The organism is Sorangiineae bacterium MSr11367 (genome assembly GCA_037157805.1).
GTDB classification, from domain to species: Bacteria; Myxococcota_A; Polyangia; order Polyangiales; family Polyangiaceae; genus Pendulispora; species Pendulispora rubella.
Genome location: CP089983.1, coordinates 1,966,656 through 1,981,134, shown reverse-complemented (window position 1 = coordinate 1,981,134; position 14,479 = coordinate 1,966,656). Strand labels below are relative to the sequence as shown.

Here is a 14,479-nt window from a genome sequence, read left to right as displayed (position 1 = left end):
AGTTGCGAAAATCAAAAGGCCGGCGGGAGCGCTCCCGCCGGCCAGAACCCGGGTCGTGCTATTGGGGACCCCAATTACCTGTCCGCTGGCGTTAGCTACGCCCTCGGAGTCCGCCGGCCAACGCCCCACTCTCCGCCAGCCTTCAGGCCCGACTGGACCCGTACATGGCCGCCGGCCGGCGTGGCTTTGCCGCGCCCATCTTTTTCGGCCGTGACGTCATTCGGCGTGGTGGTGGAAATGGTCTCTTCGGAAGCGTTGACAATGGCATGGTCGATCATGGTGCTCTCTGTTCTTTCTCGGTTTTCCGTTATGGGTGATTGTATGGTTGGTATCGTCGAGTGACTGCTGGTTACGCCGCGGGGCGCGGGATAATGGGTGGTCCCTGGAACCCACTGCCGGCCTTGATGCCCGACTTGAGCTTTAGGAAGCCTTGGCCATCACGCGGGGCGCGCGCGGCCTCATTTTGTCCGGCTTCTTCGGCCGTGAGGTCGTCCGACATGGTGCTGGGCGGCACCTTATGGGCTGCGTTCATGGTGTTCTCCGTCCTTTCTCGGTTTCCCGCTGGTGGTTTCGCGTATTTGGATAGTGGGCACGCCCCCGTTGGCCGTCGGGTGGTGTTGAATGCGAGGCATGGACTGCATGCCGCGCCAACCATCGAATGGATGCCCTAGCTACATTGAATATCTGGGCATGATTAGGCGCTTCGGGATGTCCGAGAAGCCCAATCACGGAGAGACGCAAAAGACATCTGCGTTCGATTTGGTAACCGGTGTCATTCAGTAGTACTCAGCGCCGACGGATGGGTCAAGTGCGAATGGCAAATTAAAAATATTACTGCGAAGCGTTGAAGTGCACGACGGCATTGTGTGTCAGGTGCCGAGGAGCATTCGTCCAGTCGGATACCGTCGTACGGCGGATCAGGCCATCCATATCGAATAGGGCCTAGCGAGAAGCCGATTTCCGCGAATGTGCCAGTCGGATCATTCTCAAAGTCCTCTCGCGCATCGTGGAGTTGCCAATCAGCGCATGTTGGCTTCTACGACGGCGGCCCGCGGCAGCCTACCAATCATCGGATGTATGATGTCGCGCACGCTACCCATCCCGGCGTCGGTGCGACCAGTTGGTCGTCGACCCTGCAGTCGGGAACACCGCTCGATTTTGCCATTTGACACCGCTTACCTTTGATCCATGCTTGAACAATGTATGAGCTGATGAGGTACTTTCAGCCCTAGACATGGGATGACGAGGCGGTCGTAAGCGACTCGCGTCGATGAAACGCGAAGCCAGGCCGTCACGCGAAATGGCATGACGGAAAAAGCCTTTCTATTTACATCGAAATACGAATAGGCGGGTGGTCGAGCCTTGGCCCGTCTCAGCGAAGCGGGCGCGCGTCGGCGTCGCGAACCACGTCGGCGTAATTCAGTTTGACCACTTCGCCGGTATCCTGCTTCGTCCGTATCTCGATTTTGCCGTCTTCACTGAGGTAATCGAGCCAGGTCCACTGTGAATAGCGCTCCTTCAGCGAATGCACGGTACTGTCGCCATCGAGCCGCACCTTGACGGGCTCGCCGAGGCGATCCAGCACGAAGCCGCGCCGGCCGTCGTACGTCGAATAGTGCCCGAGGAGGCGGCTCCTCTGAAAATCCGTCAGAACGCGCGCCGGATTTCCAGCCCCGGGCTTGCGCGCACTCGCCGCAGCCAGCGCAGTCCCGGCATCCAGCGCGCCCCCCGCATCGGGTGCAGCCCCCGCATCGACGTCCGCCGCCACGCTCCCTGAATCGGCCACGATGGTCGCCGTCGTGAGAGCCGGCACCGGCGCCCCCGACGGCGCGGCCGTGGCCAACTGCGGAGGGTGGCGCTTCACCCATGCCAGCATGAGCGCCGCCCCCACGCACACCGACGCGAGCACCACCACGAAGAGGCTCGCGGCCATCCACGCGATACGCCGGCGCGATCCCCGCGGCTCGGGCGCCCCTTCCGGCCCCGGACGCGGAGGCGACACGCTGGGCAGCGGGAGCACCTTTTCCGCCGGCGCCACCCAGCCCACGTGGGCATTCAAGGTCGACTTGTCCGCGAGAAGCTTGGCCGCCCGCTCCACGCACCGTTGCCACTCACCCGTGCCAAACGGCGCCAACGCCAGCGCCAACTCCGCCACCGTGGCGTAGCGCTCGTTCGCGGCCTTGCGCAAGCAACGCAGGATCACCTGTTCGAGCGCCGCCGGCACCTCGGGGCGGAGCGCATGCAGCGGTGCGGGCTCGCGGTGAACCACCGATTCGAAAATCTCGGTCATCGAGGTGCCATCGAACGGCGGGATCCCCGCCAAAAGCTGGTACAGAATCGCCCCGAGCGCCCACACGTCGGTCCGCTCGTCGACCTGTTTGGCCGAACGAAATTGCTCCGGCGACATGTACCGCGGCGACCCCATGATCGACGTCGACCCGGTGAGGGATAGGTCGCCCTCCAGGTTCGTCGCTTTGGAAATCCCGAAGTCGAGCACCTTGATGATGGGGGCCGCCCCGACACGATTCGCCAGAAAAAGATTCGACGGCTTCAAGTCGCGATGAACGACGTTCTGCGCGTGCGCCTCGGCGATGGCGTCGATGGCCTGCAACACGTAATCCACCGCCGTTTGCGCCGGCACCAGGCCTTGGTCGCCCAGATCGTGCCCTTCGAGCAGATCCATGACGATGTACGGCACCCCCGTTTCGAGCGTGCCCGCGTTGAACACGCGCACCACGTGGTCGCTCTGCAACTTGACCACGATGCGCGCCTCGCGCATGAAGCGCCCCACCGGCTCGCTCTCCGCCAGCGCGAAGCCCGAGAGCACCTTGATGGCCACGCGATGCTGCAACTCCGTGTCCCATGCCGCAAGGACCGCGCCCATTCCACCGCGGCCCACGACGTTCTCCACGCGGTATCTCCCCAGGAGAATCACCCCCGGTTCGAACGACTGCAGGGAGGCCCGGAGCGTCATGCCATCGTTACGTTACCATACGTTCAACGACGCAAAACGAGTCCCAAAAGTGTGACGGTGTCGATCGAGGCCCAGTCGGAAATGGGTTTGCCCACCTCGACGCGGACGCGTTGCGAGCGTCCGCCGCAGGCGCGAAAACCCTCGTAGTGCCATGGACGTCCGGCCAAGTCGTAGCCACACCCGCCCACGTGACCGGTCCATTTCGTGGGCGAAATCTCGAAGTCGAGCGGTGCTCCGCCGGCGAGGCCGCGCACGCGCAGCACGCCCCCGGGCGCGTCTTCGACATCGAGGTTGAACGGCTGCTTTCCGTACAACCCCCGCGCGCTCGCACCGCGGAAGGTGATGTTCACCGGTCGATCGTACACGCTGCCCTGCAGCATGCCCGAGTCGTCGTGCGAATCGGACGATCCCGAAGGGGCCCCAGGCCCGGCTTGGGGGGCCGTTCTTGACCGGTGCACGTTCACCACGGCCCCGAAAATGTTCCCCTCGGGATCCACCGACGCGGTCACGGCGCCGCCGCCCTCGAACCACACGCTCAATCCGTCTTTGGTCGCGCTCGGATCCGCCGGGCCGCTGGCCAAGCTCGACGAAGATGCACACCCGGCCCCCGCCATGACCAGAAAAACCGCGGCCGCGCAGCCAAGACGAGAGCCGAATGCGCTTTTCATGTCTTCTAGATCTCCCCGTAGGCGCGCGACACGAGGCGGCGCGCCACCGATTGAATACCCGTATGTTCGAAGTAGTTGGTCGTGATGTCGAGCACCGCCGCCACCGTATCGAGCTTGGCGTCGGCCACGTCGACGTAGCCCTTGATGCGATCGAGCAGGCCTTCGCGCGACATGCCCTTTTCGGAGACGAATCGATCGATGTGCTCGCGCGACGATTCCAACGTCGAGCTCACCAGCGCCTTCTTCTCGCCTAGCCCGCCTGGAAGGTATTCGGCAATCTTCGCAAAACGGCTATTTTCGCCGAGCTGGCCTTCGCTGATTTCGCTCACCTTCCCCAGCAAGGTGCTCATGAAGTCCGGCCCCAGCGGGATGATGCAGTCGAAGGCAATCCACGCCGCAAAGCGAATGGCGTCTTCCTTGGCCGCATTGGCGAGCGACGCGGCAAAGTCGCCCACGCTGTCGCCGGGCAGCCCGCTCGAGTAACAGAACGCGGCCATCTCGGCGACGAATTTCACCGAAGCATCGATGGCCTGGGCCGTGTCGGGCTTGGGCGTGATCTTGTCGAGAAAGCTCAAAATCTGAAACGACTCCCCGAGGGCATGCGTGAGCGAGGCCGCGCCCGCTGCCGCACCGACGTGGTCGACGAGCTGGTAGATGTCCACGGCGCGCTGATAGCCCTGGCCGGAGTCGTTGTAGAGCATGATGGCGCGTTCGCCGATCTTCTGGACGAGCTCCTGGTCCTCCTCCCCCGTCACGCTTTTGATCATCTCCTCGATGCTGGTGATGTTCTGCCACTGGCCCGGGACCAGATAATCGAGCCCTTTGAGGACGGTGGTGGTGACGTTCGTCGTCGGCAATTCCTGCAAGAGTTCGTGAAGAGGCTTGCTCATGATGGGTTTCCTCCCTTTTTACAGCTTGGCGATGCCGTTCAAATCGAACTTCGAGAAGAGTGCCTTGCGGGCGCTGGCGTCGAGCGTCTGACTCGATATTTTGACTTGATATCGCTCATTGACCAGTAGCGCCGACTGGTTCTTCCCCACTGTGACCAAAGGATAAGAATCGACCTTGTCGGTCGACTTGGCGAACTTCGCCTTCGCGTCGTCGTCGTTGACCGAATCGGCCAGACTCAGCGTGGCGACGTCTTTGCCGTCTTTTTGCAATTTCGCCTCGGCAAAGCCTTCTTTTTCCTGGGTGAAGACACGTTTGTAACCATCCGTGCCATCGTCGGGGAAAAGCTTGTTGAATGCGGCACCTTTCGTCTGCTTCACCTCGGCGACGGGAGGCAGGCCCGCTTCTTCGCGGGCCTGGGCCCTCGCCTCGGATGTGGTCGTCGCGGCGGCTTGATCCCAGCGGGTCTCTTTCTTACACCCCGTTCCGAAGAACGCCGCTGCGCATACAGCAAGTACACCGAACCTGATGGTGATGCGCCTCATGCCATGCATGCAGGCGATGCTATCGCTTTTTCGAAAGCGCAGCCTCGAGTCCGTACACGCTGCTGGCGCCAGCGGGGACTTGCATGCTTGAGCCCTGGAAGTCGTCACCGCCGCCCTCGTAGGGCTGGTAGCTGCCGCCGAGGTGCTCGGCCAGAAACACTTCCGTGACGGCGAAGAAGCTCAAACGATTCTCGGGCCGCTGGAAGCCGTGCCCTTCGTCGGGGAACAGCACGTAGGTCACCGGCAGGCCCTTCGCCTGCATGGCCTTGACGATCTGGTCGCTTTCCGCCTGCTTCACGCGCGGATCGTTCGCCCCCTGGCCGATGAGCAGCGGCTTTTTGATCGCGTCGACCTGGGACAGCGGCGAGCGCGAGGCGAGGAATTGCTTTCCCTCGTCGGTGCGCGGATCGCCGATGCGCATCACGAAGTCGTTGAAGATCGCCGACCAGTACGGCGGGATCGAATGGAGCAAGGTCACCAGATTGGACGGGCCGACGATGTCGACACCGCACGCGAAGACGTCGGGCGTGAAGGTGAGCCCGGCCAACGTGGCGTACCCGCCGTAGCTTCCGCCCATGATGGCCACCTTCTTCGGGTCGGCCACCTTGCCGTCGACGGCCCATTTCACGGCGTCGAGCAGGTCGTCGTGCATCTTGCGCCCCCACTCGCGATCGCCTGCGTTGACGAACTTCTTCCCGAATCCGGTCGACGCGCGGAAGTTGACGCTGAGCACCGCATAGCCGCGGTTGGCCAGCCATTGATGGCTCGCGTTGAGTCCCCATTGATCGCGTCCCCAGGGCCCGCCGTGCACGAGCAGCACCATGGGGACGGGCTTCGACGGCTTGCCCGTCTCCTTCGGATCGACGCTGCGCGGCAGGGTGAGGTAACTCACCAGCTCGAGCCCGTCGCGCGCCGCGATGACCACCGGGTGCATCGGCGCAAGCTCGACCCCCTGCAGATCCTTGCGATCCGAAAAGATGTACGAGGCGTGCTTCGTGTTCCGATCCCACAAATAGAAGGCGGTGGGACCATCGTCCTTCAAGAAGGATACGGTCCACTTGCGGCCGTCGTGCGACTGGCTGAGCACCGTGATATCGCCCTTGGCCACGCGGGCGAGGGCATCGAGATCTCCTTGCACGGACTTGTCGAGCGCATGCCACACGCGCCGTTCGCGGTTGGTCATGACGGCGAGCGGCTTCATCGTCTTCGGGTCGACGATGTCACCTTGCACATCGCTCTTGGGATCCTCGAAGAGGACCGTGCGCTTTCCCGAGCCCACCTCGACCGCGACGACGGCCGCCGTGTCGCGATCCCGGCTGTCGCTCATGTACAGCGTTTTACCGTCGCGGTTGAACCAACGCGGCTCGGTGGTGGTGCTGTCCTCGCGGCCGATCTTGATGAAGCTTTTCCACTCGGCCTTCTTGCCGGCGCCTGCACGGAGGAAGATCTCGCGGCTGCCATCGGCATTGTACTTCTGCCCGAGGCGCAGTTTGGCGTCCTTGTCGAGGAGGAAGTCCTGGTAACCGTCGTTCTCGTACAGGACGGTCACCTTGCCGGTCTTGATGTCGATCAGCGCCGGGTCCATCCAGTTCTTGTCACGCTTGTTCATTTGCACGAACAACGTCGTGGGGTGCTTGTCGAACGTGTCCTGGAGATCCGTTCGCACGCCGTCGTACGGCGTGAGGTCTTTCTCCTGCCCCGTCTTCAGGTCGACCACGAAGACGTGGAAGTTCTCGTCGCCGCCTTTGTCGTTCTGGTAGAGCACGTGCTCGCTCGTCTCCGCCCAGCGCACCTCGCGCACGGGGCGCGTGCGCTCGTGCGTGACGACCTTGGCCGCCGTGGGATCCGAGGCCGGGGCCACCCACGCATTGAGCACACCTTGGTCCGGGGCGATGAAGAGGATTCGCCTTCCATCGGGGCTCACGCGCGGGGCGGCATGATCCGGATTGCCGAACAGGACCTTGCGCGCGATCAGCGTGCCATCCGCATGCGGCGGCGACGGAGCGGGCGGGGCGGGCGTGGTCGGCGCGGCATTGGCCACGGCGGCCGACGTGGGGGCGGCGGGCGGAGGCGCCGAGTCTCCGCACGCGATCAAGCCGAAACAAGCGATGGCCAGTGCAAACGAGCGAGGCATCATGGCCACCGAATTGAGCATAGGGCCACGCAAGGTCAAGGCCCGATTCAGTGGGGCGCTTTGCTCGGCTGAAAGGTCGTTGCGACCCCCATGCTCATGGCCATGTTACCGGTCGAACCATCGGACGCGGCGATCGACATTTGGATGTTGGTCGACAGACTCACGAGCGAGTTGGGCACGAGCTTGTCGAACACGACCTCCGTCTTTCCGTCGCCCGTCGAGAGCATGCTCTCGAGCTGGACCTTCGCGCCGGGCAATTTCTTGAGCTTCATCGGTTGCCGCGGTGCATTTTGGATGAAGGAAACGCGCGTGGACATTCCGTTGGGACGCACGTCCTGCAACGTGTGCGTCGCGGTTTGGGTCAAGCGAAACGCGGGCGTGACCAGCTGGGTTTCCACCTCCCAGGCGGCGCCCTTCCCAACTTCCTCCTCGGGAAGCGGGGAACTCATCTGCCGGATCGAGGAGCGCATGTTCTCCAGGGTCTCCTGCATCGCGTCGGACGCATCGGGCGGTACGACGAAGTCGGCGTCCTTGGTGATGCCGCGCGAGGTGACGACGGCGTAGCCTTTGAGCCCCGTGAGCTTGCCCAGCTCCTGCTCCAACTTCGTTCGCACCTCCGCAGCCACCGGAGCGTCGCGCAGAACGGTCAACTTGACCATCTCGAACTCGTAGCGAAGCTCCCCCTCGGGGCTCACGCTCTTCGGATCGATGCGCATCGCCGCCCGGACCGTGGGCAGGGGCACGGGCTTGGGAACGGCATTCCCCAATCCGACGCCAATGGCCATTTTCATGTCCATTTGGCTCCACTGCGAGGGCCCCACGGCAAAACGATAGCGGAGCGCGTGCCGAGGCGCCGCACCGGGCGATAGCAGGCGAACCTTGGGAGGCTGGGGCGGCGACGCGGTCTCGGACGCGGGCGGCTCGACGGGCTTCGCGTCGGCATCGGACTTCGCGCCCGGCGTCGCTTGCGAGCCGGTCGCTTCGGTCTGCGACGAAGCGGCCGGCTCCGCGGGCGGTTTGGATGCGTTGCTCCCGCCACATGCAGCGAGGGCGAGACCGCACACGAGTGCGCGGTACGTGAGAAGACTCATCGTCGGTTTGACCTTTCCATCCATGGACGTCAGTGGGAGAGAAGAACGTCGAGCACCTGCTTCGGATCGTCGCCCATGGGCATGTGCCCGCAGCCTCGCAACGAAACGTGACGAGCATCGGGCAGCAATCGGCGGGCGCGGCGCGCTTGCTGCGGCAAGAGGAGATAGTCGCGCGTTCCCCACGCGATGGTGACAGGCACGCGAAGCTCGTGGCCGTTGGCAAAGTAGTATTTCCGCGTGCGGTCGAGCGTCTCGTCGAACGCGGGACCATCGAGGAATGCGGCCAGATCGAGCAGCGCCTCGTCGGGGTCCAACCGCGAAGGGTGCGCGACGAACGGCCCGGCGAGAAGGCCTCGCGCCAGCTTCGAATGGGCAAGCGTCGGTGCCAGAGGACGCGCGCGCCGCCCCAACGAGCGCGCCGTCTTCAAGACGAACCGCGCGTACGTGTTCTCGATGGCGATCCAGAACCCCGCCGGCGACAGCGCCGCGGCCGAGCGCACGGCATTGCGGCGCGCGAGCTCCAGCGCGATGGCCCCCCCGAGCGAATTGCCCGCGACGTGCGGGCGATCGAGCCCCATGGCTCGTATCCACGCTTCCACCGCGTCGGTCAGTGTGAGCACGCTCGACGGCGTCCCGGATGGCAGAGCGGGTGATTCGGCGAAACCGGGCAGGTCGATGGCGAAGACCTCCCGCTCGAGCGCGAGCTGCTCCACCACCGGCCGCCACACCCCATGGCGACTACCGATGCCGTGAATGAGCACCAGCGGTTCGCCGGAACCCTGTCGTTGATAGTGAAGGTCGCCTGCACCGCCCATGGCGAGCAGCGTACCCGATCTTCACGCGGTGCGAATCAGGGACAAACGCACCCTCCCGTGCACGCGTAATCGCGGTAACACGCGCCGACACCGCAGGCGGTCTCGCACTGGGCCTTCGTGCCGTAGTAGCGGCCCGAATCGCAGGTCCACTTGAGCGGGCAGATGGGCGCCTGCTGAGATACGCTTTCTTGGACCTGGACGTCGGTCGGTTCCGACGTCTCGGGATCGGCGGCGCACCCGACGAGTAGGCATACGAGAACGGCAACGGACGATCGAACGAATTGCATGGCAGTGGCTCCTTTGGTGAAAGAGAGACGGCAGCATTTCGGACAATGTCATTGCTTTACGAAAATCGATGTCACCCATTCGGGCGACACATCGTCAACCAGCGACTCACAAACGCTCGAGAGGATGCTCCTGATGGCATTTCGTCAACGTGGCCATCAAGTCCGGTGCGGCGGTAAATGCCGTGTCGTCGATGCGCGCAATGGGTTGGACGATTTGGACCGTATTGGTGAGGAAGGCGCATTGGAACGAGGAAATCTCCTCGATGTGCACCTCACGCGTTTCGGAGGGGATATGACGTTTCGCGAGACCGAGCTGCACGAGCTGCATGGCAATGCCCGGGAGCGCAGGAGCGTTCGGCCAGACGATGCGCGCCCCGTCGAAGAATCCAATGTTCCACACGGAACCCTCGAGGACGCGACCGTCGGCATCGAGGAACAAGACGTCATCCCACCCTTCCGCGATGGCCCGGCGCCCATGCTGCATGACGCCCAGGCCAATGCCAATGTGCTTCACCGACGGCAAGAAGCGCTCGAAGCGCGTCGTTCGCACGCGCGGCGTGATCCCGGATGGCTCGCGCGGCGCGCCGACGGTCACGAGGTAGTCCACCTCGGTGGGGGCTCCCCGGCGGGCGAGCCAATCCATATTCCGCGGGAACACGTTGACGCGCATCGTCGCCTCCGTGCCCGCGCCGAGCGCACGGCGCATGTGGCGACGTACCTCGTCCGGATCGATCTCGCAACCGAGCAGCTCCCGCGTGCTCTCCTGCAGGCGCCTGAGATGCAGCCCGAGCCCGCGCACACCGGCGTCACGCACCTGCATCATCGTGTAGTGGCCATAAGGAACGCGCCCCAGGATGGAGAGGTCGTCCAGGCCTACGGGGGCGCCATTCAGCTCGTATCGGTCCATGACCAAAGACATAGCGTTTTTTTTTCGACACCCCGAAACCTTTGCCGGAGCCCCCTGTCTGATTCCGCATGACCACGGAAACGATGGATCGGGACGACCTCGACGTCATCGAGGCGATTTTATCCTGGGGAGGTGACATCCTCGCGATGCGGCATCTGCCCATGGGCTCGGCGGTCTCCATTGGAGAACATGCCTATTGCACCTTCTTTGCGCCGGCCGAGCAAATCGGGACCGACCTCGCGCTGGTGCTTCCCGAGGGCAGTACGCTGGCCCCGGAACAGCCCCTGGAGGCGGATTTCGGCCCTTTCCGCGTCGCACTGCGCGCCGTGCCTGCGGGGCGCCCGACGCCGCTCGGCGCACTCGCCCGATGGAAGGACAGTGCGCTCGGCGGCGTGGGAACGTCGTTTGCCATGCACGCGCTGATCTTCGGCTCCCTGGCGCTCTTTCTTCCCGCGCTCACGGCCGACGATGACGTCTTCATCGCGCGCGACCGCATCGAGACCATGCAGAAGTACCTTGCGGGTGCCGCCGAGCGCGAACGCGACAACGTGGACGATGAATCGGCCGCGCGCGAGGGTGCCCGCGAATCGGCGCCCTCCGGAAAGCAGGCTCCCAACGAAGCGGGCCTCATGGGGCGGGAAACGGCGCCGAAAACCAACGCGCACTGGAGCGCCAAAGGAGATGCTACGCCGCAGGACGCCAGCTTGGCGCGCGAACGCGATCTCACCTTGGCGCGCGAATTCGGACTCGTTGGGATGCTCGGCTCCTCCCCGCTGTCCGATCCCAACGCACCGATCACGCCTTGGGGAACGGTTCCCAACGGCGCCGATGCCGAGAGCCATCTTGGCGCGATGTGGGGCTCCGACCCCGGGGAGAACTTCGGCATCGGCGGTCTCTCGCTTTCCGGCGTGGGAGAGGGCGGGGGTTGCCCTCCGGGAATGCCCAATTGCGGCCAGATCGGTCTTGCCAACATCGGTGAATCACTCGGGCACGGGTTCCATGACGGCCGCGGCTCCTGCATCGGCCCAAATTGTGGCCCGGGCAACAATGGCATGGGCTATTCGCACGGGCGAATGCCCGGAGGACACCCACCGCGTGCCCCCAATCCGCGTCCCTGCGAGGACAAGGGCTGCGGCTTCGAGGCGATGGGCCGCATTCCGCCCGAGGTCATCCAGCGTATCGTCCGGCAAAACGCAGGCCGCTACCGCGCGTGCTACGAGCTAGGACTGCGCAACAACCCTTCCCTCAACGGTCACGTACGCGTCAAATTCGTCATCGACCGAGGCGGTGCCGTGTCGATGGCCCAGGACAGCGGAAGCGATCTCCCCGACGAGAACGTGCGCAGCTGCGTCGTAAAAAGCTTCTACTCCCTTGCCTTCCCGACCCCCGAAGGCGGCACGGTGCGCGTCGTTTATCCAATTATGTTCAATCCGACCGAATAAGTAAAAGCTGGCAAAAGTTGAGTAGTGAACCTCGCCCGGTTCCCCCCTGTGAAGAACGGGACGCAGCACTTGAAATCCAAATTGGGCGACATATGCATGTTTCACCAAGATGACTCCGACCATCGAGGGGGCGGTTGCTCACTATCATGAGCTGCTGAACGACGGCCATTGGCAAGCCACCTACGAGCTGGTGACGCAGGGAGGCAAGGAGCGGCAACTTCGCAGCTACGGTAAGCCCATTGCCTCGTGCCTGCGGCCTTATTTCATGGAGCCCGCGGCCTATGCTTCGTTGCAGCGCGCCGCCTCACTCGTGCAGCGCGCGGTGGTCACACTCGGCCAGCGGATCATCGAAGACGCGGCCCTGCGACGGCGCCTGCGGCTCACGCCCGAGGAGGACGAACGGGTCACCCTGGAGTCGAACCCCGTCGAACCCTACGCGCGCCTCGATGGCTTTACCGGGAGAGACGGAGTCGTCCGATTTCTCGAATACAATTCCATTCCGGCGGGCCCGCACCTCATGCATCGCATTGGGCAGCTTTTCGACGAGCTGCCCATCATGGCCGAATTTCGAAAGCGCTATCGCACGCATTTCATCGAGACGGAGCAGCGCTTCGTCCCGTCGTGCATCCGTGCACACCACCAACGCGGTGGCACCGGCCTTCCCAACGTGGGCGTCGTCGCCTCGGGCGGCGCGTTTTCGAGTGACATCAACCAAGTGTGGTCCGAGCACATTTTCATGATGCAGGCGGCCATGGAGGCCAATCTCGCCGTGCGCCTGCTCGAGCCGGAGTCGGTCGAATACCGCAACGGCCGCCTTTACTCGGGCGATTTTGCCATCGATTGCATCACGTATCTCGATTATCCGGATTTCCTGCGCGCCTTCCCCATGTCGCACCCTTTGTGGCGCGCCATCCGCGAGGGCTCGTCGTATTTCCTCGGATCGTTCGCGCTCACCACCGCGCGCGGCAACAAGGCGCTCTTTGCGCTGCTTACCGATCCGGAAATCGTCGAAACCCTGGAGCCCGAGGTGCGGGAGGCCGTCGTGCGCCACGTACCTTGGACCCGCGTCGTCGAGGAGAGCCGCACCGAGTACGGCGGCGCCGGCAACCAGGTCGATTTGCTTCCGTTCATCGCCAAGCACCGCGACCGGTTCGCCCTCAAGCCGACCAATGTCGAAGGGGGCAAGGGCGTCGTCTTGGGCTGGCAGTGCGACGCCGGAACGTGGGAAACGGCGCTTTCGCGGGCGCTGGAAAGTGCGCACGTCGTGCAGGAGCGCATTTACCCCGGGCGGGCCACGTATCCGTCCGTGCACGAGGGCAAGCTCGTGTTGACCGAGCGAAACGAAGATTGCAATCCATTCCTCTGGAACGAAAACGAGGTAGAGGGATGCTTCATCCGCCTTTCGGCCTCGGAAATGCTCAACCTGCAGCAAGACGGCACCCTGGCGCCGCTGTTTCTGGTTTCGGCGGAATGAGCGCGGTCGTGCACACGGACGTCGTATCGTCGCTGGCATCGTACTCGGACGCCGAGCTCGATCGGGTCACCGAGGACGCGAACGTCGCCCTCGGCCGGCATTGGTTTCGCTTGCTCGATGCGCTCGACCTCGGGCCGCTCGTGGGCGAAACCGTGCGCATCCAGTACGTGGTGGCGCGGCAGGGCGGAGAGCTCGTCGCCGTCTGTCCTTTCTTCGTGGCGGAGCATCCGTCGGTGCGCTTCGTCAACTCGTTCGAAAAGGCCTTTTTCACGGGCATGGAGGGCGAGCTGCGACGCGCCACCAAGGCGACGCCCGAGCAACTTCGCTGGTTGATGCGCGCACTGGGGTTCTACCGCCAGCTGCTGCGCATGGTGCGCGTGCGCACGGATGGCTGGGTCATCGCCGTCAGCCCCCTCACCTTCCGCGGCGGCATTCCAACCGTCCCCATGGCGGCTTCGGAAACACGGCGCGTTCGAACGGAGGTCCTCGAGCGGCTCAAAGACTTCGCCGGCCTGCGAAATCTGCCGCTGGCCCTTTTCTGCGTACCCGAGGAAGACGAGCCCCTGCGCGACACGGCACGCGCCTGCGGCATGGCGGAACTGTTTCTCACGTACGATATGTACATTCCGCTCACGGGCAAACGCATCGAAGATTACATCGCCGCGCAGCCGCCCCGCCGCCGCAAACGCGGCAAACTGCAGCGCGAAATCAAGGCGCCGCAGCGCACGGGTGTCACCATGGGGCGCACCTCGAACTGGGCCGCCCTGTCCTCGGACATGACCGAGAGCTACGAAGCCCTCTATTCGCAATACGGCGATCACTTCGGCCACCCGCCCGCCTTCTGGGAATCCCTGGAGCACCACCTCGGCGACCGCGCCGAAGCCCTCGTCGCCCACCACGGCGACGAATTCCTAGGCTTCTCCACCTATTTCCATGACAAGAAAGGCGACTTGACCGTCTACCGCGTCGGCCGCCGCGCCATCGACAAAGCCGACGGCATCTATTTCAACTTGGTCTTCTACGAACCGATCAAGCGCGCCTACGAACTAGGCTGCCGCCGCGTCTGGGTCGGCACCGGCGCATTCGACACCAAGCTGCATCGCGGTGCCTCGGGCCATCCCCTCTACGGGTACATCTGGATGCCGAGCCAGCGCGCCCGCCTCTTGCTGTTGCCGTACATGCAGCGCTTGACGGGTTACGTCTCGAAGCAACTGCACTACGTCGGCCAACCCGCGACGGACGACGCGGCGTAAC

General features: G+C 63.9%; 14 protein-coding genes. 3 read left to right on the top strand and 11 right to left on the bottom strand.

What is annotated here, in order from left to right; all coding sequences use genetic code 11:
* Positions 1 to 95 precede the first annotated feature (95 nt).
* The 11 genes from LVJ94_07750 to LVJ94_07700 form a co-directional block, all read right to left on the bottom strand.
* Complete coding sequence (locus tag LVJ94_07750; GenBank protein WXB07127.1) at positions 96 to 278, bottom strand: hypothetical protein; 183 nt, start codon at positions 276 to 278, stop codon at positions 96 to 98.
* Positions 279 to 349: 71 nt separating this feature from the next.
* Positions 350 to 532 carry a hypothetical protein gene (locus LVJ94_07745; GenBank protein WXB07126.1) on the bottom strand — a complete coding sequence of 61 codons (183 nt, stop codon included), beginning with the start codon at positions 530 to 532 and terminating at the stop codon, positions 350 to 352.
* Between the two features lie 840 nt (positions 533 to 1,372).
* The gene (locus LVJ94_07740) at positions 1,373 to 2,974 is read right to left on the bottom strand and encodes a serine/threonine protein kinase (GenBank protein WXB07125.1); all 1,602 of its coding nucleotides are present in this window, start codon (positions 2,972 to 2,974) and stop codon (positions 1,373 to 1,375) included.
* Between the two features lie 23 nt (positions 2,975 to 2,997).
* Entirely contained in the window at positions 2,998 to 3,642 is a 645-nt protein-coding gene (locus LVJ94_07735; protein WXB07124.1) for a hypothetical protein, read from the bottom strand.
* A 5-nt stretch (positions 3,643 to 3,647) separates the two neighbouring features.
* The gene (locus LVJ94_07730) at positions 3,648 to 4,532 is read right to left on the bottom strand and encodes a hypothetical protein (GenBank protein WXB07123.1); all 885 of its coding nucleotides are present in this window, start codon (positions 4,530 to 4,532) and stop codon (positions 3,648 to 3,650) included.
* Positions 4,533 to 4,550: 18 nt separating this feature from the next.
* Complete coding sequence (locus LVJ94_07725; GenBank protein WXB07122.1) at positions 4,551 to 5,075, bottom strand: hypothetical protein; 525 nt, start codon at positions 5,073 to 5,075, stop codon at positions 4,551 to 4,553.
* Positions 5,076 to 5,094: 19 nt separating this feature from the next.
* On the bottom strand, positions 5,095 to 7,212 hold the full coding sequence (locus tag LVJ94_07720; protein ID WXB07121.1) for a S9 family peptidase: 2,118 nt from the start codon (positions 7,210 to 7,212) through the stop codon (positions 5,095 to 5,097).
* Between the two features lie 44 nt (positions 7,213 to 7,256).
* A complete protein-coding gene (locus LVJ94_07715) occupies positions 7,257 to 8,300 on the bottom strand; it encodes a hypothetical protein (GenBank protein ID WXB07120.1) in 1,044 nt (347 codons plus the stop codon).
* Between the two features lie 29 nt (positions 8,301 to 8,329).
* Complete coding sequence (locus LVJ94_07710; GenBank protein WXB07119.1) at positions 8,330 to 9,115, bottom strand: alpha/beta fold hydrolase; 786 nt, start codon at positions 9,113 to 9,115, stop codon at positions 8,330 to 8,332.
* Between the two features lie 35 nt (positions 9,116 to 9,150).
* Positions 9,151 to 9,402 (bottom strand): hypothetical protein, encoded by a 252-nt coding sequence (locus LVJ94_07705; protein ID WXB07118.1) that lies wholly within the window; start codon positions 9,400 to 9,402, stop codon positions 9,151 to 9,153.
* Positions 9,403 to 9,508: 106 nt separating this feature from the next.
* Complete coding sequence (locus LVJ94_07700; protein WXB07117.1) at positions 9,509 to 10,309, bottom strand: aminotransferase class IV; 801 nt, start codon at positions 10,307 to 10,309, stop codon at positions 9,509 to 9,511.
* A 68-nt stretch (positions 10,310 to 10,377) separates the two neighbouring features.
* Here LVJ94_07700 and LVJ94_07695 point away from each other — a divergent pair, with 68 nt between their 5' ends.
* The 3 genes from LVJ94_07695 to LVJ94_07685 all read left to right on the top strand — a co-directional run bounded on the left by LVJ94_07695 (position 10,378) and on the right by LVJ94_07685 (position 14,478).
* Positions 10,378 to 11,751, top strand: a complete 1,374-nt coding sequence (locus tag LVJ94_07695) for an AgmX/PglI C-terminal domain-containing protein (protein ID WXB07116.1) — start codon at positions 10,378 to 10,380, stop codon at positions 11,749 to 11,751.
* Between the two features lie 109 nt (positions 11,752 to 11,860).
* Positions 11,861 to 13,225 (top strand): hypothetical protein, encoded by a 1,365-nt coding sequence (locus tag LVJ94_07690; protein ID WXB07115.1) that lies wholly within the window; start codon positions 11,861 to 11,863, stop codon positions 13,223 to 13,225.
* Positions 13,222 to 14,478 carry a GNAT family N-acetyltransferase gene (locus LVJ94_07685; GenBank protein WXB07114.1) on the top strand — a complete coding sequence of 419 codons (1,257 nt, stop codon included), beginning with the start codon at positions 13,222 to 13,224 and terminating at the stop codon, positions 14,476 to 14,478. Before LVJ94_07690 ends, LVJ94_07685 begins: the two co-directional genes overlap by 4 nt.
* The last annotated feature ends 1 nt before the right edge of the window (position 14,479 follow it).